The following is a 21,565-nucleotide window of genomic DNA, read 5'->3' on the forward strand; positions in this document are numbered from 1 at the left end:
ATTATCGATTTCACAGGCACAGGCGCGTCTCCACATCGGTGGCGGCGGTGCCGGCCTTGGTCGGCTCGAGGAATACCGAGAGCAGGTTGGCGCCGGCGAACTCGGGCGCCCGGCTCAGCTCCAGGTAGTACTGGCCGCCACCGACCGCCGCCTCGCGACGGAACCACACCTTGTCGCGGGCGCCATTGTCGTAATAGACGATGATGTAGAAGTCCTTGACGTTCCTGTCGCTCAGGCGGATGTCGAGAAAGCCCTTGGACACCGCCTGCCGGGCACTTCCGGCATTGCTCAGCAGTTCGATGCGCTCGCCGACCTGCAGTGCCGGACGCTGCAGTTTCGTGCCCAGTAGCTCTTTGGACGTCTTGCAGCCACCGTGTATCGCGGGCACCAACTGGCGATACATCAAGGGCGAGTCCAGCCGGTAGTTGGCCGGCAGTTCCCAGACGATCAACTTGGGCGGCGCCTCGGGCTTGTAGTCGGCGGACAGCAGATATTCCAGGAGCGAGCCGTCCTCGCCCACGCCGGGCAGTGCATAGTTGAGCACATCCGTCTGCAGGTACTGTTTCAGGTAGCCGTCGAAGTTGAACTGCTTGCTCTCGTCCTCGCGGGCCGCGGCATTGCTGTCGCCGACCAGGATCACCTCGGGGTCGGGCGCTTCGTCGAACAGGGCATCGCTGCTATCGGCCACAGGCACGGTCTGGTAGCCGCGTACGTACTGGAACCCGTAGTTGTTGCCGCAGATGTAGCTCAGGGCTAGGTTCAGCGTGCCGTCCTTGGGTACCATCACGCCGGGCTCGGTGCTGTAGCGTTTCTTGCTCAAGCCACTGTAGAACGGCTGGCGGCGGATCTCCTCGGCCATCAACCTGGCCGTGGCCTCGGCGCCGGCCGGCGTCCAGTGGTGGTCGCGGCGGAAGAAGTATTCGCCCTGAGGCGGCTGGCGCACCAGCTGCATCATCGGTGCCACCACCGCGCCGCCCTGGCGCAGTTGCCCCAGGTAGGTGTCGAGGTTGCGGCTGGCGCGTTCGAAGTCGAAGCCATGCAACTGGTCGGAGTAGAGCTTGTCGCGGTGCATCAGGCCGCGGGTCGGCTGGACCGCCATGGCCACCTGGATACCCTGGCGGTGGAATGCGTCCATCAGCCGGGCGAACTCCGGGCGCATGGGCGCGGGAATGCCGAAGTCGTTGGTCAGGTCGACCATCGAGCGGAACAGCCAGCGCTCCTTGCCGGGGACGATCTGGCGCATCAGCTTCATGCGCCCTTCGGCATAGTGCTGCGGTTCGGCCAGGGCTGGGCAGACCATGCACTGCAGGTTCTCGCAGCCGGGCCGGGCGGGCTCGGCGGCCTGGCCGGGCAGGGCCGTCAGCGCCAGGGTGGCCGCCAGGCCAAGGGGGAGGAAGGTGTTCATGGGCCAGTCATCCTTGCGGCGATGTGTCACTCGGTCGGGTCGATGCTGTTGGCCAGGCTCAGGCTGCGATTGCCTGGCAGCAGCACGTAGCTGTAGGAGCGGCCTTTCTTGAGAAACAACTCGTCGAAGCTGGCCACCTCCTGACCGCCGACATAGGCGGCGAAGTCGATCTTGATCTCGTTGACCATGCGCGTGCCGGTCTGGCCCTTGGTCAGGGCCTTGACCACCTCGTGCTTGCCGTCGGCGGTGCGCAGCGTGGCCTGGGCCGGGGTCAGGTTGTAGAAGGCCACCTGGGCCTTCTTCGGCTCGTTCACATACTGGTCGGCAATGAGCTGCAGTTGCTTGCCGTCGTACACCACGGTGCTGGCGGCGTTGGCCGCCAGGGTCGGCTCGATGGCCGTGGCGCCGATACCGATCCGGTGTACCCCGGCTGGCACGAAGCGGTAGCCGCTGAGCTGCCCGGGGGCGACCTTCTGCGCATTGAGCTTGCCGCTGAGGGCCACGTCGATGCTGTTGTCGGACAGATTGAGCACGCGCACGAAGGCCGAGTCGGCCGGGGCCACGGCGTCGTACAGGTCGGCATTGCCTTCGGCGGCCAGGGCGATGTGGCTGGCGGCGCTCAGGGCCAGGGCGGTGAACAGGGGCGAAAGCTTCATCAGGTTCTCCTTGGGACGTCAGAAATGCGCGGGCTGGGCGTCGCGGGCAAGCGCGCCGGGGCGATGGGCAAGCAGGGTGCGCAGGGGAAACTCCCAGATCACCGTGTCGATCTGCGGGTTGTGCAACTGGTCGCTGGCGAGGAACTGGTTCATCGCCTCGAACGGCCCTCGGGCCTCTACGGCGACGGACAACAGGTCGCGGTTGAGCGCTTCCTTGAGGAAGCCGACGAAGTTCCAATCGTCGATCTTGCTGTAGCTGGTGCCCACCAGCAGCAGGCTCTGCGCCTGTTCGGCGAACAGCTCGTCACTGCCCTGTGCGGCCTCGAGGGTTTCGTACAGTTCGATCGGATTGCCGCCGAACTGTGGCGCCAGGCGGGCATGGTCGAACTGCAGGTAGTTCATCAGGTCGCCCTTGACCGTCTTGTCGCCGGCCTTGTGCGAGACATACACATGGTCACCGAGCAGGCGCGGGCGCTGGCGTGCCAGTTCATAGGCCGACAGCCGCGCGCCGTCCGGGCTCCAGTGGGTGTCGGACTTGAGGAACAGGCGCGGACCGGCCAGGTTGCGCAGGTAGGCGTCACGCAGCGGCACCACATCCAGGCGGCGCAGTTGCAGGTCGGCGACGAAGCGGTCGTAGAGGCTGGCCACCCGTGGGTCGAAGGCGCGCTCGGCATGGCTGGCATAGATATCCAGCTTCATCGGCAAGGGCAGCAGCACCAGGTGCTTGCCGTGCTCGGCCAGTTGTTGCTCGACCTGGGCGATCTGTTTCAGCTGACTCGCCAGGTTGGCGTCCAGGTCGTTGGGCACGCGGTACTCCTGGCTGGTGTAGAGCCAGCCGTCCTTGCCCAGCACCACGCCTTGGGTGCCCTCGCCGAACAGCTGGAAGCGTGCGTCGGCCCATAGCTGCACCGAGGGCTCGCGCAGGAAGAAACGCTTGTCGTAGACCTGCTCGAACTTGCGCAACAGCTTGCCGTCGACGAACAGGTTCCAGCTGTCGGTCTGGGCGCGGGCGAAGCTCAGCACTGGCGGCAGCGAATAGACGAACATCGCCGCCAACGCCAGGGCGAAGATCACACCGTTGGCCTTGCTGGCCGTCTTCATCACCGGATACACGGCACTCTCCTAGAACTGGAAATACAGAAACGGCGAAAACGAACTGGCCGCCAGGCTGCTCAGCGCCAGCAGAAAGCCCGCCCACAGCAGCAGGCTGTGCAGCACCCCGACATGACGCATGAAGTAGCCGTCCTGGTTGCCGGCGTAGAAGCGCACGTTGTTGATCCCGGCCAGGATCAGCCAGGCGACTGCCACCAGGGCGAAGGCCATGGCCATCTTCGAGGCGCCGAGCACGTACAGCTCCAGCGAGCCGAAGCCGTTCAGGCCCAGCAGCGCCCGGTAGATGTCGAGGCTGTGGCGCAGGTCCATGGTGAAGAACAGCGGCATGCTCAGGATGATCAGCAGCGCGGTGCGCAGGTTGCGGCCCAGGCGGTACGGCGTGCTGACCTTGGTGGCCAGGCCGAACTTGCGCTCCAGCACCATGCCGATGCCGAAGAACAGCCCCCAGCAGATGAAGGCGAAGCTCGCCCCGTGCCACAGGCCCGACAGCAGCATGGTCCACACCAGCGCCGGCAGGGCGCCGGCCACGCGCTTGCGCACCAGGGGCATGTAGACGTAGTCGCGCAGGAAATGCGCCAGGGTCATGTGCCAGCGCGACCAGAACTCGGTGATGCTTTGCGACACATAAGGCTGGTTGAAGTTTTCCGGGAAGCGCAAGCCCATCATCAGCGCGAGGCCCAGGGCCATATGGCTGTAGCCGGCGAAGTCGAAATACAGCTGCAGGGTCGACACCACCAGGCCGAACCAGGCATCGCTGAACTGCAGGCTGCCTTCGCCGATGAACAGCACGTTGATCGGCGCCAGGCGGTCGGCAATCAGCACCTTCATGATGAAACCGAGCATGAACCGGCACACGCCCAGCGAGAACAGCTCCAGCGAGTGGCTGCGCTGGCGCAACTGCGGGGCCAGCTGGCTGTAGCGCAGGATCGGTCCCGCCACCAGGTGCGGGAACAGCGCGACGAAGGCGGCAAAGTCGATGAAACTGCGGGTCGGCGTGGCGTCCTTGCGGTAGATGTCGACGATGTAGCTCAGCGCATGGAACACATAGAACGAGATGCCCAGCGGCAGGAAAATGTTCTCCAACGTCCAGGTGTCGATGCCCAGCGGCGCGAGCAGCAGGGCCAGCATCTCGGCGCCGAAGTTGGCGTACTTGAAGTAGCCCAGCGTCGCCAGGTTGCCGGCCACGCCCAGCCACAGCAGGCGCAGGGCCCAAGGCTTGTCCGCGGCGTCCAGGCGTGCCTTGATACCCAGGCCGAACGCGTAGTTCCAGGCGGTGATGGCGACGAACAGCAGCAGGAAGTCCGGGCGCCACCAGGCGTAGAACACATAGCTGGCGGCAACGATCACCAGCGATCGCCACCGCGGCCGGGCCAGGTAGTAGATAGCCAGGAACAGCGGCAGGTAGAGGAACAGGAATACGTTGGAGGCGAAGATCATGCTGGCTCGTCCTTAGTAGCTGATCACCACGCCGACACTCAGCTGGTAGTCGTCACCGCTGTCCAGCGCGCTGCCTGCGTTGAGGTAGCTGGCGCTGACCAGGGTGTTGACGTCCAGGTGCTTGCCGTCGAGGGCTACCGGGAACATCTTCCAGTAGTAGTTGAGGTCGATCATCTGGCCGACGTTGTCGCCCTTGCCGTGCAGCCCGGCGTTCAGTTCGCTCTGGCGTCGGGCGCGGGCATCGGCGGCCATGCGGATCGGCAGCGCGCCGCTCTCGTCGCGCAGGTTGAGCTGGGTCACCCGCAGGTCCAGGGCGCTGCGCGCGGTGGGGCGGGTCTCCAGGGCGAAGCCGTAGTAACTCAGGTTGCGCAGGTCGAGGACGACGAACGCACTGGTCAGGCGCGTGCTGTACGAGCCCTGGCGGGTGATGCGGTCGGACTGGATCGGGTTGAGGCGGAAGCCGTCGTTGTCGTCGTCCGGCTTGTCGGTCAGGCCGCCGCGCAACGCCAGGCGCGGGGTCCAGGGCAGCGTCTCGAAGCGCTTGCCGACCTCGCCCAGCGCCGCCCAGCCTTTGCTGGTGTGGCCGGTGCGGGTGATGCCGTTGCCGTCGGTGTTGTCCATCTTGCCGTCCAGGGCCGCCAGTTCCAGATGGTAGTCGGTGGCCAGGGGCAGGTTGTCGCCCTTGAAGAACAGTCCGTAGCGCCAGCCCTTGAAGTCGTAGCGATCGTCGACGTCGTGGTCGCTGCGGTCGTTCTCCTGCATCAGGCGCACCCCGACCTGGTTGTTCGGACTCCAGCGATAGGCGTACTGGCCCATCAGGTACAGCGTGCGTTCTTCGCTCGCGGCCAGCGAATTGACGTCGGTGTTGTAGTTGTGGAATTTCTGCCCGAGCGCGACGAATGCGTCGGAGAAGGTGTCCTGATAGTCGAAACGCACCGACTCCAGGCTGTCGTCCCACCAGATGCCGTAGTCGTCGGCGAAACGTTGGCGGCCGAACGACAGCGAGAAGCGCGGGTCGTCGCCGATCAGGTTGCGCTTGACGTACAGCTCGCGCAGTTCGGCGTACCAGCCCTCGGGTTGTTCGCGGGCATTGTTGTTAGTCGACTCGTTGGCCAGGTTGCTCGACTGGCTGGAGTCGTAGTTCAGCCACAAGCGGCCATAGACCATCCACCTGGACCAGCGCTTTTCCGGCGAGTACCAGGCGAACGACGGCTCGTAGCGCAGGCTGTAGAAACTCTCGCGGTCGCGGCCGACCTGGGAGTCCTGCGGCCCGTAGCCGGTCTGCAGGGTGAGCTTGTTGAAGAACTCCGAGGTGATCACCGGCTCGCTGCCGTCAACGGTCGCGACGCGTATCGGCGCGCTGCTGTCGGCCTCGGGGCCGGTGACTTCCTCGGCTGCCAGCACCGTCAGCGGCGCCAGGGCGAGCAGGGCGCCGAGCAGGGGTGGGTGCGCTTTCACAGGGTGGGCTCCTTCAACAGTTCGTTGCGCACAGCCAGGGCGCGCTCGATGTCATCCTTGGGCAAGGTCTTGTCCAGCCGTTTGATCAGGCCACGGGCGCGGGTCTCGCCGAGGTCGAGGGCGATGCGGGCGTAGGTGTAGGCCTTGACCGGGTCGTGGCAGATCGCACGGCCGCGCAGGTGCACGGTGGCCATGCGGTACCAGGCGGCGGTCGAACCCTGCTCTGCCTGTTGCCGCCAGATGGCCAGGGCGCGCTCCTGGTCGGGCTGGTCGAGGCCGCCCTTGCTGTAAAGGTCACCCAGGAGCAGGCGGGCGTCCGGGTAGTGGGCGGCGATCAGCTCGTTGATCAGTACATGGGCCTTGTACGGGTCCAGGGTCAGCCAGTTATTGACCATGTAGAACTGGGCATCCAATGCCTTGGCGCGGGTCGGGTCCTTGGCCCTTACCTGGGTGATCAGAGCCTGGGCCTGCTCGGCGTTGTGCTCGGTGGGGTTGGAGATTATGAAGTTGGCCTTGGCCACCAGCGCCGGCAGGTAGCCACGGGCGACGGCGTTGTCCAGCCAGCGCTGGGCCTCGGCGATGCCGTCGGCGCGCAGCTGGTCGTCGGTCTTGTCGCGGGCCAGTTGCTCGGCCGTCGGCTCGACCTTGGCGCCCATGGCGCGGCCCTGGCGCTGTTCGCGTTCGGCGTCCAGTTCGGCGCGGGTGGTGCCATGGATACTGTCCAGCAGCGCGCCGATGCGCTGTACGACCTCCACCGGCAGGCTGGCCATCTCCGGCTCCAGGCTGCGGGCGAAGGCGAGGAAGGCCGGGTCCTGGCGCTCGCCGAGGAAGCGGTAGTAGCGCTCGATGCCGCGCGGGTCAATGCGTGCCGCCTGCTGGTACCAGCGCTCGGCCGCGGCGCGGTCGCCCCGGCGCTCGGCGACCACGGCGTGGTACAGCTCCGGGCGGCAGTTGAGCAGACAGCTCTGTTCGTACAGCGCCAGCAGTTCGGCGGCGCGCTCGCCGGGGAACAGCTGCGGATAGACCAGGAACACCTCCAGGCTGGTGCTGGTGCTGCGTGGGTCACGGTCATTGGGGTAGCGGGCCAGGGCCTGGCGTACCCATCCTTCGTGACTGCGTTGCAGGCGCGGCGTGCGGTCGAGCAGGCGCGCCAGCGAGGCCAGCGCCGGGATCTGGCCGTGACCGTCGGCGAAGGCCTCCTGGTACAGGCTCACGATGTCCTGACGGTTGGCACTGTCGCTGTTGGCCAGCACATCGCCGAGCAACTGCTTGGAGGCCAGGTCGCCACGCTCGGCGAGGGCGCGCAGGTCGCTCGTGACGTCGGCGCCCGGGTCCTTGTACAGCGCGTAGCGGATCTGCTCCAGGCTCTGCCCGGCCCAGCCGCTGCCGGCGCAGACCAGGCCGAGGCCGGCCAGCAGCAGGCGCGGGGCGTTCTTGGCGTTCATGACCGGCCCTCAGTTGGCGCTGCCGAACGGCAGGCCCAGGTACAGGTCCACCGCCACGGCCTTCTGGTAGGCCGCCGCCGGCAGCGGGCTGTCCGGCTGGATGGTCAGCGCCAGGTTGTGGTTCAGCTCGTCGGAGCGGGCGTCCACCACCTTGCCGCTGAAGTGCTGGTCGAGGCCGAACACCTGCATGTCCACCGAGCGCACGCGGCTGACATCGGCGAGCTTGTCGAACGGCACGTTGGCGCGCACGAACATGGCCTCGCCCTTGGGCAGCAGGTGCATCATCGGCGCGGCCTTGTAGCCGTAACCATCCAGCGGTTGCGATGGGTACCAGACCTGGCAGTCGCACGGGCTGTTGATCACCGTCTCGACGCTGGCGCGGCCCAACAACGCCTGCAGGTCGCCCGGGGCGAGGTCGGCCAGGGCTTTCATGTCCGCCGGGCTGGTGAAGCTGGTGGCCAGCTGGGTGGAGATGTTCGCCAGTGGCTGGCCGGCCTGCACTTCGCTCGCACCGGCGGGCAGCAGGTACTTCACGTAGCCGTTGTCCGGCATGCTGATGACCTGGGCGTTGCTCGCCACCGTGGCCTGCAGTGCCGGGATGCGGAAGAACAGCAGGTAGCCCTTGTAGCCGACGAAGCCCAGCGCGGCCAGGCCGGCGGCGGTGTACAGCGCGGTGCCGGCGATGGCCTTGAGGCGCTCGCCCGGCGTGCGCGCGCGGGCTTGCTGGTGCTTGCGCGCCTTGATGTAGTTTTCCCGCTGCATCACGTTGAACAGGCCGTTGATGTCGGCAACCTCGCCCGACAGGTAGGCGCTGATCAGGTAGCGCAGGATGTCGCGTTTTTGTGCGTCGAGGTCGACGAACTGGGCGCCGACCTCCTTGCCGCGCTGGGAGACGATGCGCACCTTGCCTTCGATCGCCAGGTCGACCTGGTTCAGACGCAGCTGGATCGACGCGTCGTACAGCGCGCCGATGGTCAACGGCGCTTCGTGCAGCAGGCCGATGCCGCCGAGCGAGATGTCGGCAAGGTCCGCTTCGAATGGCTCGCCCACGGCGCCGCGCAGGCGTACACGGGCGTTCATGCGGGTGCGCACGTACTGACGCTCGTCGATGGCTTCGTGGACAATGTTGGCCGGGGCCGCGGGGGTATTGGAAGTACTCATGTGCAGGCGCCTTTCCTTAACGTTGCGTGAGTTCTAGAAGCACGGTGATGACCCCGAAGAAGATGGCGATCGAGGAGCACAGCATCGCCTTCGAGGACCAGCGGTTGAGGCTGGCGTCGAAGTCGACGCTGCCGGTGGCTAGGGTGGTCTTCTGCCGCGTCCAGCGTTGCTGGTCCATGTGGAACATCGCGTAGACCTTCATCAGCGAGCCGACGATCTGGTTGTAATAGAGAACGAAGGGGTACATCGGGCTGACCGGGTGCCCGGCGAAGATGAACAGCACGGTCACCAGGCTGCGCGAGAGCAGCACCCAGAACAGGTACACCAGCAGGTACTGGATACCGAACACCAGGCCCGCCACCACCGAGGCGGTCAGGCCCATCAGGCAGGTCCACATCGACACCCGCTGGTCGAGCAGCACGTACAGCGTGAACAGCCCCAGGCGCGCGCGGCCGAGCAGGGCAGTGGCGCGGAAGTTCTGCCGCAGCGAGTTGCCGTACCAGCGGAACATCAACTGGCGGGTGGCGACCCAGAAGCTGTCACTGGGTGGGTGCTCGACGGTCAGGGTGTGGCTGTCGGGCACGTAGAAGGTGTCCCAACCGGCGCGCATCAGGCTCAGCCAGCTGGACTTGTCGTCGCCGGTGAGGAACTGGAAGCGTCCCAGGCGCCAGTGCTCGAGAAAGTCCGCCTCGACGTCGCGGATGAAGGCCGGGTCGGTCATCACCCCGGCGCGGAAGAACGACAGCCGCCCGGTCAGGGTCAGCACCCGGTGCGACAGGGCCATCGAGCACATGTTGATGTGCCGCTGCACGAAACGCATCGAGTGCCATTGGCGCATCCAGCGGCTGCCCTCGACTTCGCAGAACTCATTGGTGGTCAGGCCACCGACGTCGGGCAGCACGGCGAACAGCTTGACCGCCCGCTCGACGCAGCCGGGCAGCATCATGGTGTCGCCGTCGACCACGCCGACTACCGCATCTTCCAGCGGCATCTGCCGCGACAGGGCACGGAAGGCGTGGGCCAGGCCATCGCGCTTGCCGGTGCCGCGGGCGCGGACGATGACCAGGCGGATGTCGTCGCGGCCCTGCACCTCGTCGCGCATGATGTCCTTGATGAACTGCTCGTCACCTTTCTCGACGATCGAGGCGATCACCGTGCACGGCACCTTGAGTCGTTGCACCTCCTGGAACACCGACTGGTACACCTTGAAGGTGGTGTGGGTGGGGATGCGAAAGCTGGTCACCACCATGAACATGTGCGATGGCAATGCCGCGTCGCCCAGCCGCTCGACCCGGCGGCGCAGGCGCGGGAAGCGCCAGTGCAGGAAGTACATGCCGCGCAGGTAATGGACGATGGCGTTGCCGTAGCGCCACATGCCCAAGGTGCCGATGATGAAGATGAACTGGTGATGGCCTGGGTCCAGGTACTGCGGCGCGACCATCTGTGCGGCCAGTGTGATCAGTCCGGCGAGCAGCGCCCAGGCGCAGAAGGCGGCGGCCGCGCGCAGGTAGCCCGGGGCCGCGTAGGGCCGCTGTTGCTGTCGTTCCATGGCGCTGTAGCTCCTTGGGGTCGGGGCCCGCCGCGACGGCGGGCGTCGGCGTGCCTTACCAGCAGATGCCGTGGTGTCGGGCGTCGCTGCCGCCGGCCATGAAGCCGACCAAGTCGATCACCGGCTTGCCGGCGTCGAGCGCCTGCACGAAGCGCTCGTCGTTGTTGCCCAGCACGATCAGCTCGGCTTCGTCGATCACCTGTTGCAGGTCGCTGCGCAGCAGGGCGCTAACGTGGGGGATCTGCTGTTCGATGTACTGGCGGTTGGCGCCGAACTGCCGGGCATGGTCGACGTTGGCGTCGAAGATGCGCAGGTCATAGCCCTTTCCGATCAGTTGCTCGGCCAATGTCACCAGCGGGCTTTCGCGCAGGTCGTCGCTGTTGGCTTTGAACGCGAGCCCCAGCAGGGCGATGCGGCGCTTGCCGGCCCGGGTCACCAGGTCGAAGGCGTGTCGCACCTGATTGCGGTTGCTGGCCATGATCGAGGCGAGCAACGGGTGCGCCACGTCAAGCTGGCTGGCGCGGTAGGTGAGGGCGCGCACGTCCTTGGGCAGGCACGAACCGCCAAAGGCGAAGCCCGGGCGCAGGTAGTAGCGCGACAGGTTGAGCTTGTAGTCCTGGCAGACCACGTCCATCACTTCGCGGCCATCGACCCCGGAGGCCTTGGCGATGTTGCCGATCTCGTTGGCGAAGCTGACCTTGGTGGCGTGCCAGACGTTGCAGGTGTACTTGATCAGTTCGGCGACCTCGATCGGCTTGCGGATCACCGGGGCGTCCAGGCCCTGGTACAGCGAGGCGAGCAGGTCGCCGGAACGGCTGTCGAGTTCGCCGATCACGGTCATGGCCGGGAAGTCGTAGTCCTGGATCGCCGTGCTCTCGCGCAGGAACTCCGGGTTGACCGCCACGCCAAAGTCGCGCCCGGCCTGCTTGCCCGAGGCCTGTTCGAGCAGCGGAATGACCACGTTCTTCACCGTGCCCGGCAGTACCGTGCTGCGCACCACCACGGTGTGGCGGCTGGCCTTGTCGCGCAGGGCCGCGCCGATCTCGCGGCACACCGCCTCCATGTACACCAGGTCGAGGTCGCCATTGGCCTTGCTCGGGGTACCGACGCACAGCAGCGACAGCTCGGTGGCCAGGATCGCCGCTTGCACATCGGTGGTGCCGCGCAGGCGCCCCTGGCGCACACCGTCGAGCAGCAGTTGCTCCAGGCCCGGCTCGACGATGGGCGAGCGACCCTGGTTGATCATGTCGATCTTTGCCTGGGCGACGTCCACCCCCAGCACCTGGTGTCCGCGTGCCGACAGGCAACCGGCGCAAACCGCCCCCACATAGCCAAGTCCGAAGATACTGATGTTCATAGATCCCTCTCCCCAGGCGCGGCGCAAGGCCGGCCGAGATACTCAGTTCAAGAAGTTACGCAAATGCCAGACGCGCAGAATCAAGCCGCGCTAGATAGGTAGCGATACAGGCTGTTTCGTGGTGGTCTTTTTACATCCTAAGGAGTTTTCTGAAAGTTCGGCAAGCTTTATCACTTCCTGTGTTGTTTTTAGTGATTTTTCTTTGCGTGAAAGTTAAAAATTACTTTTAAATCAATAAGTTAAAGTTTGATATAAGTTGGGCGTCAAAAAATTTACATCCCTGTTTGTGTCGATAAAATGACGCCAAAAATGGTGATTTTCGTCCTCTTGAACTGATCTGAAGGGTTTTCTCGCAGGTGCTTGTTCGACTCTTTGTTCATCTGCTCGATAGTTAAATATGGCTTGGTTTTCCTTTGCGCCATCGTGGGCAACCCTGCTCTACGACGTATTTACGCGTCACGTTGCGAGCCCGGGGTTGTCCCCCTCAATCCGGCCCATGGCGCAATGATGGCTTGCAACGATTGGATCCAATTGGCATAGTGCCGGTCGATTGTGCAGACATTCACTCGGGTGCGGGATGCACCTTTCTTCCATTCATGCAAAGGAGGCAAGCAGATGAACGGATTTGGTCCGAGACTCAGAGAAGAGCGCGAACGCCTGGGGCTGACCCAGCGCATATTTGGCGATATCGGCGGTGTCGAGCCCAACGCCCAGGGCAAGTACGAAAGCGGCGAACGCACGCCGCGCATAGACTACCTCGCGGCGGTGGCCAGCCGCGGCGTGGATGCGCTGTATGTGCTCAGCGGCGTGCACACCCCTGCGCCCCTGGACAGCCTCACCTCGGATGAGAACCGCCTGCTAGGCGCCTTTCGCCGCCTGCCGTCGGCCGACCAGGCTGCGGTGTGGCACCTGCTCAACCGCCTCGCGGGTGAAGAAGGTGGCCATGAAGGGCTGCGCATTCGCCGGCCTGACCGGCAGGCATATTTCCATGACGCTTTGCGCTAGGTTCGTTGTGAAAAATTTTGTTAAGGTGGCGGGATCCAATCGCCCCACTGACGAGGTGTCTGCTTGATTAGGGTCCTGGTGGTCGACGATCACGATCTGGTGCGTACCGGCATCACACGCATGCTGGCCGACATCGACGGGCTGCAGGTGGTGGGGGAGGCGGACTCTGGCGAGTCCGCCCTCAAACTGGCCCGCGAGCTCAAGCCGGACGTGGTCCTGATGGACGTGAAGATGCCAGGGATCGGTGGCCTGGAGGCCACGCGCAAACTGCTGCGCAGCCACCCCGACACCAAGGTGGTCGCGGTGACCGTGTGCGAGGAAGACCCGTTCCCCCCCCGTCTGTTGCAGGCGGGTGCCGCGGGCTACCTGACCAAGGGCGCCGGCCTCGACGAGATGGTCCAGGCCATCCGCCTGGCCTTCGCCGGCCAGCGCTACATCAGCCCGCAGATCGCCCAGCAGCTGGCGCTCAAGTCGTTCCAGCCCCAGGGTTCGCCGTTCGATGCGCTGTCCGAGCGGGAAATCCAGATTGCGCTGATGATCGTCGGCTGCCAGAAGGTGCAGATCATCTCGGACAAGTTGTGTCTGTCGCCCAAGACCGTCAATACTTACCGTTATCGAATCTTCGAAAAACTCTCGGTCACCAGCGACGTCGAACTGACCTTGCTGGCTGTCCGCCACGGTATGGTCGACGCAAGTCTGTAAAGCACACCTCATGTCACAACCTTTTGATGCAAGCGCGTTCCTGGCGACCTGCAGTGGTCGCCCGGGCGTGTACCGGATGTTCGATGGCGACGCTCGCCTGCTGTACGTGGGCAAGGCCAAGAACCTCAAGAAGCGCCTGGCCAGCTATTTCCGCAAGACGGGGCTGGCGCCGAAGACGGCTGCCCTGGTGGGGCGCATCGCCCAGGTCGAGACCACCATCACCGCCAACGAAACCGAGGCGCTGCTGCTCGAGCAGACGCTGATCAAGGAGTGGCGGCCGCCCTACAACATTCTGCTGCGCGACGATAAGTCCTACCCGTACGTTTTCTTGTCCGACGGGGAGTTCCCACGCCTGGGTATCCACCGCGGCGCGAAAAAAGCCAAAGGCCGCTACTTCGGTCCGTACCCCAGCGCCGGCGCCATCCGCGAGAGCCTGAGCCTGCTGCAAAAGGCGTTCTCGGTTCGCCAGTGCGAGGACAGCTACTACGCCAACCGCACCCGCCCGTGCCTGCAGTACCAGATCAAACGCTGCAAGGGGCCGTGCGTGGGCCTGGTGACGCCCGAGGAATACGCCGAGGACGTGCGTCACTCGGTGATGTTCCTCGAGGGTCGCAGCCAGCAGTTGGGCAACGAGCTCAACGCCGAGATGGAAAAGGCCGCCATGGCCCTGAATTTCGAGAAGGCCGCCGAGCTGCGCGACCAGATCGCCCTGTTGCGCCGGGTCCAGGACCAGCAGTACATGGAAGGCGGCTCCGGTGATGTCGACGTGGTGGCGGCTTTCGTCAACCCGGGCGGTGCCTGCGTGCACCTGATCAGCGTGCGTGGCGGCCGGGTGCTGGGCAGCAAGAACTTCTTCCCCCAGGTGGGTATCGAGGAGGAGGTGGCCGAGGTCATGGCCGCGTTCCTTTCCCAGTACTACCTCGGCAACGCCGAGCGCGAGCTGCCGGGCGAGCTGATCGTCAACGTGGTGCATGACGACTTCGCCGCCATCAGCGAGGCGGTGCAGACCCTGCGCGGCCGCGAGCTGAGCATCAGCCACCGGGTGCGCGGCACCCGGGCGCGCTGGCAGCAACTGGCGGTGACCAACGCCGAGCAGGCTCTCAACGCCCGCCTGGCCAATCGCCAGCACATGGCCGCCCGCTTCGAGGCGCTGGCCCAGGTACTGGGCCTGGACGAAGTGCCGCAGCGCCTGGAGTGCTACGACATCAGCCACTCCAGCGGCGAGGCCACCGTGGCCAGCTGCGTGGTGTTCGGCCCGGAAGGCCCGCTCAAATCCGATTACCGCCGCTTCAACATCGAAGGCGTGACTGCCGGTGACGACTACGCCGCCATGCACCAGGCGCTGATGCGCCGTTACGGGCGGATCAAGGACGGCGAGGGCAAGCTGCCCGACGTACTGCTGGTGGACGGCGGCAAGGGCCAGTTGAACATGGCCCGCGAGGTAATGCAGGAGCTCGGCCTTACCGATCTCACCCTGCTCGGGGTGGCCAAGGGCGTGACCCGCAAGGCCGGTTTCGAGACGCTCTACCTGAACGATGTGGCCCACGAGTTCACCCTCAAGGGCGACTCGCCAGCCCTGCACCTGATCCAGCAGATCCGCGACGAAGCCCACCGCTTCGCCATCACCGGCCACCGCGCCCGGCGCGGCAAGGCCCGGCGCACCTCGAGCCTGGAGGACGTCGCCGGGGTAGGGCCCAAGCGCCGCCGCGACCTGCTGAAACATTTCGGCGGCCTGCAGGAGCTCAACCGCGCCAGTGTCGACGAGATCGCCAAGGCCCCCGGCATCAGTAAAAAGCTTGCCGAGTCGATTTATGCCAGCCTGCATAGCGAGTAGAATGCCGGGTTCAACTCGCAGCCAGTCGTACCGATGAATATTCCAAACCTGCTCACCGTTCTACGCGTCCTGCTCATCCCGATCTTCATCCTGCTGTTCTATGTGCCCTATCACTGGAGCTACATGGCCGCCAGCACGGTGTTCGCCATCGCCGCCGCCACCGACTGGCTCGACGGCTACCTGGCGCGTCGGCTGCAGCAGAGCACCCCGTTCGGCGCCTTCCTCGACCCGGTGGCCGACAAATTGATGGTCGCCGTGGCCCTGGTGCTGCTGGTGCAGGTGCACGCCAACTTCTGGCTGACGCTGCCGGCGGCGGTGATCATCGGCCGCGAGATCGTGGTCTCGGCGCTGCGCGAGTGGATGGCCGAACTCGGCGCCCGCGCCCATGTGGCGGTGTCGAACCTGGGCAAGTGGAAGACCGCCGCGCAGATGCTGGCGCTGGTGATCCTGCTGGCCAACCCGCCGTTGCTGACCTTCTGGGTGGTGCTGGGCTACGGCTTGCTGCTGGTGGCGGCGGGGCTGACCCTGTTGTCGATGGTGCACTACCTGGTGGCCGCCTGGCCGCACCTGCGCGAAGGTTCGGAGCAGAAGTAAAAGTTTTTTTGAATCAAGGGGTTGACGCCGTTCTGTAAATCGCTAGAATGGCACCCATCACGACGCGGGAATAGCTCAGTTGGTAGAGCACGACCTTGCCAAGGTCGGGGTCGCGAGTTCGAGTCTCGTTTCCCGCTCCAATATTTAGCTCCATAGAGTTCCACTGAATTCCATGGAGAAAGAAAAAAGGACCTTAGGGTCCTTTTTTTGTTTGTGCTGTATTCCACCGACGTCTTCTGCTTTCCGGCAGCATCCAGTGATTTTCAGTCCATTTTTCTGTCTATTTTTCCGAATCCCTTAGCTCTTGTAGTGGTCAACTAATCCCGGACACTGCGTTAAGTTTTTCCTCAGCAACAGCGGGCGCCAGCCCGCTGTTGAACTGATGCGGTCGCTGCCAGTTGTAGCGTTGCATCAAAAAGCGACCGATATCCTGCTGTGCCAGCGAAGCGCTCATGTAGCCCGTGGTCGGTACCCATTCTGTTTTCAGGCTGCGAAAAAACCGCTCCGTTGGCGCATTATCGTGACAGTTTCCTCGGCGGTTCATGCTCTGCTTGAAGCGATAACGCCACAGACGCTGACGGAAGCTACGACTGCCTCGGTCCGAATGAAATAGCACGTTCTGAGGGCGGCCGCGCTTCTCATAGGCCATGTCCAAAGCCTTGGTCACCAGGTCAGCATCGGGCTTCGATGAAAACGCCCAGCCTACTACTCGGCGTGCGAAAAGGTCGATCACGGCCGCCACATAATGCCAGCGACCTTGCGCCCAAACATACGTGATATCTCCGCACCAGTTGTTCGGGTTGCAAGCGCCGAGGGCAGCCACGCTCTATTCAAGCTCTAAGCCGTTACTGATATTTCTGCCAGTATCAACACTGGGTTGTTCATCGTATCGTTTCCGTGTAGTCGTTAGCAGAAGCGAATTCTGCGTGCACGGAGGCTAGCGAAATGAACTTGATCGCTCATTCGCTTGAAAACCCTGAGCACACGCTCATCGACATGACGCTGATGATGGAGAGGATCGCAGTGCAGCGGCCCTACTTTGCGTTTGAAAGGCTTTACCACACAGTTTATGACGACTGGGATATCTGCGGCGACTTCATACCTGAGCAGCCGTTGGGGCAAGAGCTTGGGCCCATTGCAATTGCTGAAGCGGGTAGGCACCTGGCTATTTTGGGCTCATGCGCCGCAGCGCTCACGCAACCGGCGGGGGAGCGTATTTATTACCTTGCAATACACGCAATTTGGTCAATGGGCGCCTGTCCAATAATCGCGCCTGAGACGACAATGCTCACGGCCCGTGCAAAAATAGTTGATCGTACGAAGAAGAGAGTTAAGGCAAAGACTGAATTGCTTTTTGACGGGGAAGTTGTGGGGGCGCTTCAGGTGGAGTACCAGATTTTGTCAGAGAAGCTCTTCGGTGCATTGTTTGGTGCGTTTTGGCAAGAAGAGCATAAAGAAGTAGTCGAATCGCCCTATAGCACCGCGCTTGACCTCAGGCTGTCTTCCATTAAACGTCATGCTGTCAAGGCGCAATGTGCGGGGGAAGCTGAGGGGCACTGTGCGGGTCACTTCCCCCACTATCCTATGTGGCCTGTGGCTGTGGTGATATACGGTTTGACTCAAGTGCTATCGTTTTTGTTGGAAAAACGACTGAAACGACCCTTCCGTTTCAAGGCGCTGGAAGCAGAAGTCCATGCTCTACAACTGGTAAGTGCCCACGAACCGCTCACCTTCTACGCGGGTGTCAAGTCGCTGTTGCGCACGAAGCGTACCTGCCGGATGAGATGCGTTGCCTCCTTGGGTGCGAAAACGGTCGCTGTACTAAAAACAACAGTTGCCATAGAAGACCCGCCGAATCGATAGCCAGGGGTGTTGATGCAGCGTCAGTGTTCTCGGAACTGAAAAGCTGCGGTGGCTGGTGCAGTCGCTGGCAGTCAGGCAGTGTGAGGCTTGCCAGTTTTATCGTCGGGGATGATTTGCGGTGGTGCCGACTCACTTACGCTGGCGTACAGTGAGCGGCAAACGGTTGGTGCAACCGCTCGCTCAGGTTCAGCCCTCGGCTTCGTCTGGCGCAGGTATGTGGGGAGTCGTAGATGCAGATCCCGCTGCCGGCTTGGCACTCAATGAAACCGACTCCAGCCGATACGGGAGAATGCCCACACGCCGTGCCTCGACCTTGAACGTCACGCGCGTGTTCTCCTCCTCGTCCTCCCACACATCGCGCACGCAGCGGCCCTCCACCAACGCGCGCATACCTTGCTGGTGCAGTTCGCTCCAGCACTCGGCGCGGTGCCAAACTTCGACTGGGACCCAGAAAACGCCACGGCCGTCGTGGCCATCTCTGGTCGGCACCGGATTGTCGAGGTAAAAGTTGAGTCGCAGCAGCCGGCACGGCTCGTCGTTGCTGTTTTTGAAGGCACGGTACTGCGGGCAGGGCCGATGTTGCCCTCGCCGTAGAAATGCGTGCTCATGGTTGGTCGTCCTCGGTGGTGGTGTGGGAAAGGGCGTGCTGCTGATGGATGGCCTCGGCTTGCCCATTTCCTGGCGCAGTCCTCGGCCGCTCCAGCGCAAGCAAGTCGTTGAGCAGAACAGCCGGGGTGGCTGGGTCAGTCATCAAGCCTTCCCACAACGCCACGCCCATCGACGTGCGCGAGATATTGCGCCAGCGCAGAAAGGTAGTCCCTGCGCCAGGATCAGGCGCCGGGCCAGGTCGTCATAGTCGGCCAGCAGGTACACGGTCATGAAGCCAAACTGAGTGCTGACGAACAGCGGCAGGTTGACTGGCTGAAGGTTGAGGTTTTCGCCCAGGCTCAGGGCCGACTGGACTTCAGCAGATCGCTATTGGCATATCCCCTGGGGATATTCTTCTTGTCCGCCTCCGCGCCATTGCTGGCGATTTGCTGCCAGCTATTTCTGCCAGTAGACGCAATGCTAGAGCAACTGTTTGACTGAGCACCTCGCCGCTGGGGCGGTGCCATTTCTATCAAGGGACTGAATCAATGCGCTTACTGACAGCTATCTCGCTTCTACTGACGACCGCTTGGGCAAGCAGTGTTATGGCATTGGATGCGAATGAGGAAGCTTACGTCGACGCTCCGCCAACCCGCTTCCTGGTGTACTCCGTTACTTGGCAGCCCACATTCTGCAAGATGAGACCCGCCACCGCAGGTTGTGATCAACCCCCTGAGCGCTTTATGACTCACGGAATTTGGCCGTACAGCGAGAGTATTGGTGACCGTACCAATCGCCATCCGCAGTTCTGTACAACGTCGACCGCCTGCAAGGAGGGGGATGCATGTGCGATGGGGGATGGCGACATGAAATCAGTACTCTCCAATGAACGCCTACGAATGTACGTGACCCGTGACCCAGAAGGAATGTTTGCACATGAATGGAAGAAGCATGGCACTTGCTCTGGCAAGACGATTCAGAGCTATTTCCAGGATTTCATAGAGCTACGGAAGGTGGTGAGTATCAGGGGTAAGGGCGATCCAGACTATCAAGAGAATCAAGAGAATCAGAAGGCGTTTGATGAGATGGTCGGTCATGCGAAAGACTTCTCTGCTGTTCGTAAGGTCTTTCCCGCCAACACTGCGTTTCGTTGTTACAGGGATGCAAATGGCAAGCAGTATCTGCATGAAGTTTTCTACCTGGTCGACAGTCAGGGCCAGCCATACGAGCAAGAAGAGAACCTGCAAATTGGTGTTCAGTGTGCTGAACAGGAGACTTGGATTCCACGCGGGAAGCTCTGAGGTGGGACTAACATTAATTTTCGTACAGTGCCTAGGTTTCAGTTGCTGGATGATGTGGGTAATGTCGTAAGCACTCCCGGAGAATTATTCGAGACCCTGTCCGCTGCTTATAGCGTAGAGCAGCGCCAGCAACTGGGTATCGCAGACCCCTCCGCACACCATCTTCGGGTTTTATTAGGCAGGCAGATTTAACTGCGGCGACAGGAAGTCGAGAACCTGTTTGCAGTACAGCAAGATGCCAATGCCTGGTTCAACTCTGCTCGTCGGTTGAGCGATGGACGTGTTGATTATCTGCTAAGTGGGCGGGGAGCTGCAGGTAGCTCGCGTGGACGAAGGCCGCAAGCGTTGGTCGCCATGGTTCGTGCCATATATCCCTCGTTCTCAGTGGCACAGGCCGATGCCTGGATAGCGGAAATCCAGGCATCGGGTCTAAATGTTGAAGCAGAGCTTGTCAGGCGGGGGAGGGAGTTGCAGTCATTGGGCACAGAGCTCTATCAGTGGCAGACGCAAACCCCTCTGGGGCCTGAGCGCAACCCAGGCAAGAGTTCAGGGAGGCGTTGAGAGGGTGCCGGCAGCGACGTCTTTCCTTCTCAAGATCTGCGACGGGGCAGGAGCAGAATTACCCGGTGGAGTGTTGTTGCAACCAGCCACCCTCGAGGCACTCTACGCCATATGAGAAAGGGCGCTACAGTCCGCAAGAAACGGAGAGCATCCCCCCGTACCGCACCCGATAGTACCCGCGCACCCTGCAAATCACCTTCAGGACGAGGTACAGATCATGCAACTGGCAGGCAAAGTGGCAATCATCACCGGTGCCAGCTCCGGCATCGGCCGTGCGGCGGCGAAATTGTTCGCCCGGCACGGCGCCAACCTGGTGCTTACAGCGCGGCGCCAGGTCGAGCTCGAGCAGTTGGCGGCGGAGATCACGGCAGCCGGACACGGTCGGGTCTTTACGGTGGCCGGTGACATCACCGATGCGGCGCTGGCCAGGGAACTGGTGGACACGGCGGTGTCGTGCTTCGGTGGCCTGGACATCGCCTTCAACAATGCAGGCACCCTTGGTGAGCTGGCTGCTGTTCCCGAGCTGACGCTGGACGCCTGGCAACATACCTTGCACACCAACCTGACCAGCGCTTTCCTCTGCGCCCAGGCGCAGATCCCGGCGCTGCTGGCCCGTGGCGGTGGCTCGCTGATCTTCACCTCGACCTTCGTCGGCCACACGGTGGGCATGCCGGGCATGGCCGCTTACGCGGCCAGCAAGGCAGGCCTGGTCGGCCTGGTCCAGGTCATCGCGGCGGAGCAGGGCGCCCGGGGTATACGCGCCAATGCGTTGCTGCCGGGCGGTACCGACACGCCGATGGGCCGCAGTGTGATGAGCAGCCCCGAGGCCCAGACCCATGTCGAAGGCTTGCACGCCCTCAAACGCCTGGCCAGGCCGGAGGAAATCGCCGAGGCGGCATTGTTCCTGGCCTCGGACGCATCAAGCTTCATGACCGGGTCGGCGATGGTGGTGGATGGCGGGGTATCGGTGGTGCGCGGCTGAGGCGGACGGTAGCGTGCCATGGCTGGATCATTACGTCACCGCGGCGATCAGGTCGATTTCCACGGGGGCATTCTTCGGCAGCCTGAGCACGCCGACCGAAGTTCGTGTATGAGCGCCGGCTTCGCCAAACACACTGTACAAGACCTGCGAAGCACCGTTGGCCACCTCGCTCTGCCGGGTGAACGCTTCGGCCGACTGCACGAACACGGTCATGCGCAGGATGGCGCGGATGTTATCCAGTGAGCCAACCCGTTCACGCACCAATGCCAGGCAGCGCAGGGCGCTGACCATGGCCGCGGTGCGTGCATCCTTCAGGCTGACTTCGCTCCCCACCCGGCCGGGGTGGATCACCTCTTCGTCAATGCGCGGGATCTGCCCGCTGACGTACACAACGCCTTCATGGCGCACGGTGGCGGCGTAGTCGCCACCGAGTTTCAACCCTGCTTCGAAGGTGTAACCCAGCTGATCAAGTATCGCGGCAAACTGTGCTTCACGGGACATAGGGCGCTTCTCGGTCTCTTCATGGCCTCGGGGCGGTATGCGCTAGGCGCAAG

Annotated in this window: 17 protein-coding genes, 1 tRNA gene and 4 pseudogenes; 8 read left to right on the forward strand and 14 right to left on the reverse strand. The window is 63.2% G+C overall.

All coding sequences use genetic code 11. The features are described from left to right. Window positions 1-10: 10 nt before the first annotated feature. The 9 genes from ACQ4OD_RS22150 to ACQ4OD_RS22190 are packed head-to-tail and all read right to left on the reverse strand — an operon-like array spanning window position 11 to window position 11,581. Complete coding sequence (locus ACQ4OD_RS22150) at window positions 11-1,405, reverse strand: alginate O-acetyltransferase AlgX-related protein (RefSeq protein ID WP_430944941.1); 1,395 nt, start codon at window positions 1,403-1,405, stop codon at window positions 11-13. Between the two features lie 26 nt (window positions 1,406-1,431). Next, window positions 1,432-2,061, reverse strand: a complete 630-nt coding sequence (locus tag ACQ4OD_RS22155; RefSeq protein ID WP_258701477.1) for an alginate O-acetyltransferase AlgF — start codon at window positions 2,059-2,061, stop codon at window positions 1,432-1,434. 18 nt (window positions 2,062-2,079) lie between these two features. Continuing rightward, window positions 2,080-3,174 (reverse strand): alginate O-acetyltransferase, encoded by a 1,095-nt coding sequence (locus ACQ4OD_RS22160; RefSeq protein WP_430944942.1) that lies wholly within the window; start codon window positions 3,172-3,174, stop codon window positions 2,080-2,082. Window positions 3,175-3,183: 9 nt separating this feature from the next. Next, a complete protein-coding gene (locus tag ACQ4OD_RS22165; RefSeq protein ID WP_139670114.1) occupies window positions 3,184-4,611 on the reverse strand; it encodes an MBOAT family O-acyltransferase in 1,428 nt (475 codons plus the stop codon). Between the two features lie 12 nt (window positions 4,612-4,623). Continuing rightward, entirely contained in the window at window positions 4,624-6,069 is a 1,446-nt protein-coding gene (locus ACQ4OD_RS22170; RefSeq protein WP_430944943.1) for an alginate export family protein, read from the reverse strand. Beyond that, window positions 6,066-7,514 (reverse strand): sel1 repeat family protein, encoded by a 1,449-nt coding sequence (locus ACQ4OD_RS22175; RefSeq protein WP_430944944.1) that lies wholly within the window; start codon window positions 7,512-7,514, stop codon window positions 6,066-6,068. The genes ACQ4OD_RS22170 and ACQ4OD_RS22175 overlap by 4 nt, the downstream gene beginning before the upstream one ends. 9 nt (window positions 7,515-7,523) lie before the next feature. Next, window positions 7,524-8,675, reverse strand: coding sequence for a PilZ domain-containing protein (locus tag ACQ4OD_RS22180; RefSeq protein ID WP_198755766.1), 1,152 nt, complete (start codon window positions 8,673-8,675; stop codon window positions 7,524-7,526). 16 nt (window positions 8,676-8,691) lie between these two features. Then, window positions 8,692-10,224 carry a glycosyltransferase family 2 protein gene (locus tag ACQ4OD_RS22185; protein ID WP_258600452.1) on the reverse strand — a complete coding sequence of 511 codons (1,533 nt, stop codon included), beginning with the start codon at window positions 10,222-10,224 and terminating at the stop codon, window positions 8,692-8,694. A 55-nt stretch (window positions 10,225-10,279) separates the two neighbouring features. Next, entirely contained in the window at window positions 10,280-11,581 is a 1,302-nt protein-coding gene (locus ACQ4OD_RS22190; RefSeq protein WP_198755768.1) for a nucleotide sugar dehydrogenase, read from the reverse strand. A 615-nt stretch (window positions 11,582-12,196) separates the two neighbouring features. On the opposite strand from ACQ4OD_RS22190, the gene ACQ4OD_RS22195 reads away from it, so the two are divergent. The 5 genes from ACQ4OD_RS22195 to ACQ4OD_RS22215 all read left to right on the forward strand — a co-directional run bounded on the left by ACQ4OD_RS22195 (window position 12,197) and on the right by ACQ4OD_RS22215 (window position 15,856). Further along, entirely contained in the window at window positions 12,197-12,586 is a 390-nt protein-coding gene (locus tag ACQ4OD_RS22195; protein ID WP_430944945.1) for a helix-turn-helix domain-containing protein, read from the forward strand. A 63-nt stretch (window positions 12,587-12,649) separates the two neighbouring features. Further along, entirely contained in the window at window positions 12,650-13,288 is a 639-nt protein-coding gene (gacA, locus tag ACQ4OD_RS22200) for a response regulator transcription factor GacA (protein WP_430944946.1), read from the forward strand. A gap of 10 nt (window positions 13,289-13,298) precedes the next feature. Beyond that, window positions 13,299-15,122: an excinuclease ABC subunit UvrC gene (uvrC, locus tag ACQ4OD_RS22205; RefSeq protein WP_102684129.1), complete on the forward strand. Its 1,824-nt coding sequence runs from the start codon at window positions 13,299-13,301 to the stop codon at window positions 15,120-15,122. Window positions 15,123-15,155: 33 nt separating this feature from the next. Beyond that, window positions 15,156-15,716, forward strand: a complete 561-nt coding sequence (gene pgsA, locus ACQ4OD_RS22210; RefSeq protein WP_198755769.1) for a CDP-diacylglycerol--glycerol-3-phosphate 3-phosphatidyltransferase — start codon at window positions 15,156-15,158, stop codon at window positions 15,714-15,716. A 64-nt stretch (window positions 15,717-15,780) separates the two neighbouring features. After that, a tRNA-Gly gene (locus tag ACQ4OD_RS22215) sits at window positions 15,781-15,856 on the forward strand. A 173-nt stretch (window positions 15,857-16,029) separates the two neighbouring features. Here ACQ4OD_RS22215 and ACQ4OD_RS22220 read toward each other — a convergent pair. Then, window positions 16,030-16,515, reverse strand: a pseudogene (locus ACQ4OD_RS22220) (IS3 family transposase); the annotation flags it as partial. Between the two features lie 146 nt (window positions 16,516-16,661). On the opposite strand from ACQ4OD_RS22220, the gene ACQ4OD_RS22225 reads away from it, so the two are divergent. After that, entirely contained in the window at window positions 16,662-17,579 is a 918-nt protein-coding gene (locus ACQ4OD_RS22225; RefSeq protein WP_277504833.1) for a hypothetical protein, read from the forward strand. Window positions 17,580-17,765: 186 nt separating this feature from the next. Here the strand turns inward: ACQ4OD_RS22225 and ACQ4OD_RS22230 are convergent. The 3 pseudogenes from ACQ4OD_RS22230 to ACQ4OD_RS22240 form a co-directional block, all read right to left on the reverse strand. After that, window positions 17,766-18,187: pseudogene (locus ACQ4OD_RS22230) on the reverse strand (single-stranded DNA-binding protein). Window positions 18,188-18,267: 80 nt separating this feature from the next. Then, window positions 18,268-18,405, reverse strand: a pseudogene (locus ACQ4OD_RS22235) (DUF3158 family protein); the annotation flags it as partial. Further along, window positions 18,402-18,548: pseudogene (locus ACQ4OD_RS22240) on the reverse strand (AcaB family transcriptional regulator); the annotation flags it as partial. The pseudogenes ACQ4OD_RS22240 and ACQ4OD_RS22235, both read right to left, overlap by 4 nt. A 167-nt stretch (window positions 18,549-18,715) precedes the next feature. Here ACQ4OD_RS22240 and ACQ4OD_RS22245 point away from each other — a divergent pair. Beyond that, entirely contained in the window at window positions 18,716-19,468 is a 753-nt protein-coding gene (locus tag ACQ4OD_RS22245; RefSeq protein WP_430944947.1) for a ribonuclease T2 family protein, read from the forward strand. Between the two features lie 778 nt (window positions 19,469-20,246). Continuing rightward, window positions 20,247-21,011, forward strand: coding sequence for an SDR family oxidoreductase (locus ACQ4OD_RS22250; RefSeq protein ID WP_430944948.1), 765 nt, complete (start codon window positions 20,247-20,249; stop codon window positions 21,009-21,011). A gap of 30 nt (window positions 21,012-21,041) precedes the next feature. On the opposite strand, the gene ACQ4OD_RS22255 is transcribed toward ACQ4OD_RS22250, so the two are convergent. Next, window positions 21,042-21,512, reverse strand: coding sequence for a RidA family protein (locus tag ACQ4OD_RS22255; RefSeq protein WP_102682888.1), 471 nt, complete (start codon window positions 21,510-21,512; stop codon window positions 21,042-21,044). Window positions 21,513-21,565: the final 53 nt, after the last annotated feature.

This window comes from Pseudomonas sp. WC1 (assembly GCF_050586565.1).
In the GTDB taxonomy this organism is placed as follows: Bacteria; Pseudomonadota; Gammaproteobacteria; order Pseudomonadales; family Pseudomonadaceae; genus Aquipseudomonas.

What these genes read in the sequence shown, in the direction of transcription:
- ACQ4OD_RS22175 (WP_430944944.1), bottom strand. Translation starts at nt 7,514, where the DNA reads ATGAACGCCAAGAACGCCCCGCGCCTGCTGCTGGCCGGCCTCGGCCTG.
- ACQ4OD_RS22185 (WP_258600452.1), bottom strand. Translation starts at nt 10,224, where the DNA reads ATGGAACGACAGCAACAGCGGCCCTACGCGGCCCCGGGCTACCTGCGC.
- ACQ4OD_RS22255 (WP_102682888.1), bottom strand. Translation starts at nt 21,512, where the DNA reads ATGTCCCGTGAAGCACAGTTTGCCGCGATACTTGATCAGCTGGGTTAC.
- ACQ4OD_RS22190 (WP_198755768.1), bottom strand. Translation starts at nt 11,581, where the DNA reads ATGAACATCAGTATCTTCGGACTTGGCTATGTGGGGGCGGTTTGCGCC.
- ACQ4OD_RS22245 (WP_430944947.1), top strand. Translation starts at nt 18,716, where the DNA reads ATGCGCTTACTGACAGCTATCTCGCTTCTACTGACGACCGCTTGGGCA.
- ACQ4OD_RS22195 (WP_430944945.1), top strand. Translation starts at nt 12,197, where the DNA reads ATGAACGGATTTGGTCCGAGACTCAGAGAAGAGCGCGAACGCCTGGGG.
- uvrC (WP_102684129.1), top strand. Translation starts at nt 13,299, where the DNA reads ATGTCACAACCTTTTGATGCAAGCGCGTTCCTGGCGACCTGCAGTGGT.
- ACQ4OD_RS22225 (WP_277504833.1), top strand. Translation starts at nt 16,662, where the DNA reads ATGAACTTGATCGCTCATTCGCTTGAAAACCCTGAGCACACGCTCATC.
- pgsA (WP_198755769.1), top strand. Translation starts at nt 15,156, where the DNA reads ATGAATATTCCAAACCTGCTCACCGTTCTACGCGTCCTGCTCATCCCG.
- ACQ4OD_RS22155 (WP_258701477.1), bottom strand. Translation starts at nt 2,061, where the DNA reads ATGAAGCTTTCGCCCCTGTTCACCGCCCTGGCCCTGAGCGCCGCCAGC.
- ACQ4OD_RS22180 (WP_198755766.1), bottom strand. Translation starts at nt 8,675, where the DNA reads ATGAGTACTTCCAATACCCCCGCGGCCCCGGCCAACATTGTCCACGAA.
- ACQ4OD_RS22150 (WP_430944941.1), bottom strand. Translation starts at nt 1,405, where the DNA reads ATGAACACCTTCCTCCCCCTTGGCCTGGCGGCCACCCTGGCGCTGACG.
- ACQ4OD_RS22165 (WP_139670114.1), bottom strand. Translation starts at nt 4,611, where the DNA reads ATGATCTTCGCCTCCAACGTATTCCTGTTCCTCTACCTGCCGCTGTTC.
- ACQ4OD_RS22250 (WP_430944948.1), top strand. Translation starts at nt 20,247, where the DNA reads ATGCAACTGGCAGGCAAAGTGGCAATCATCACCGGTGCCAGCTCCGGC.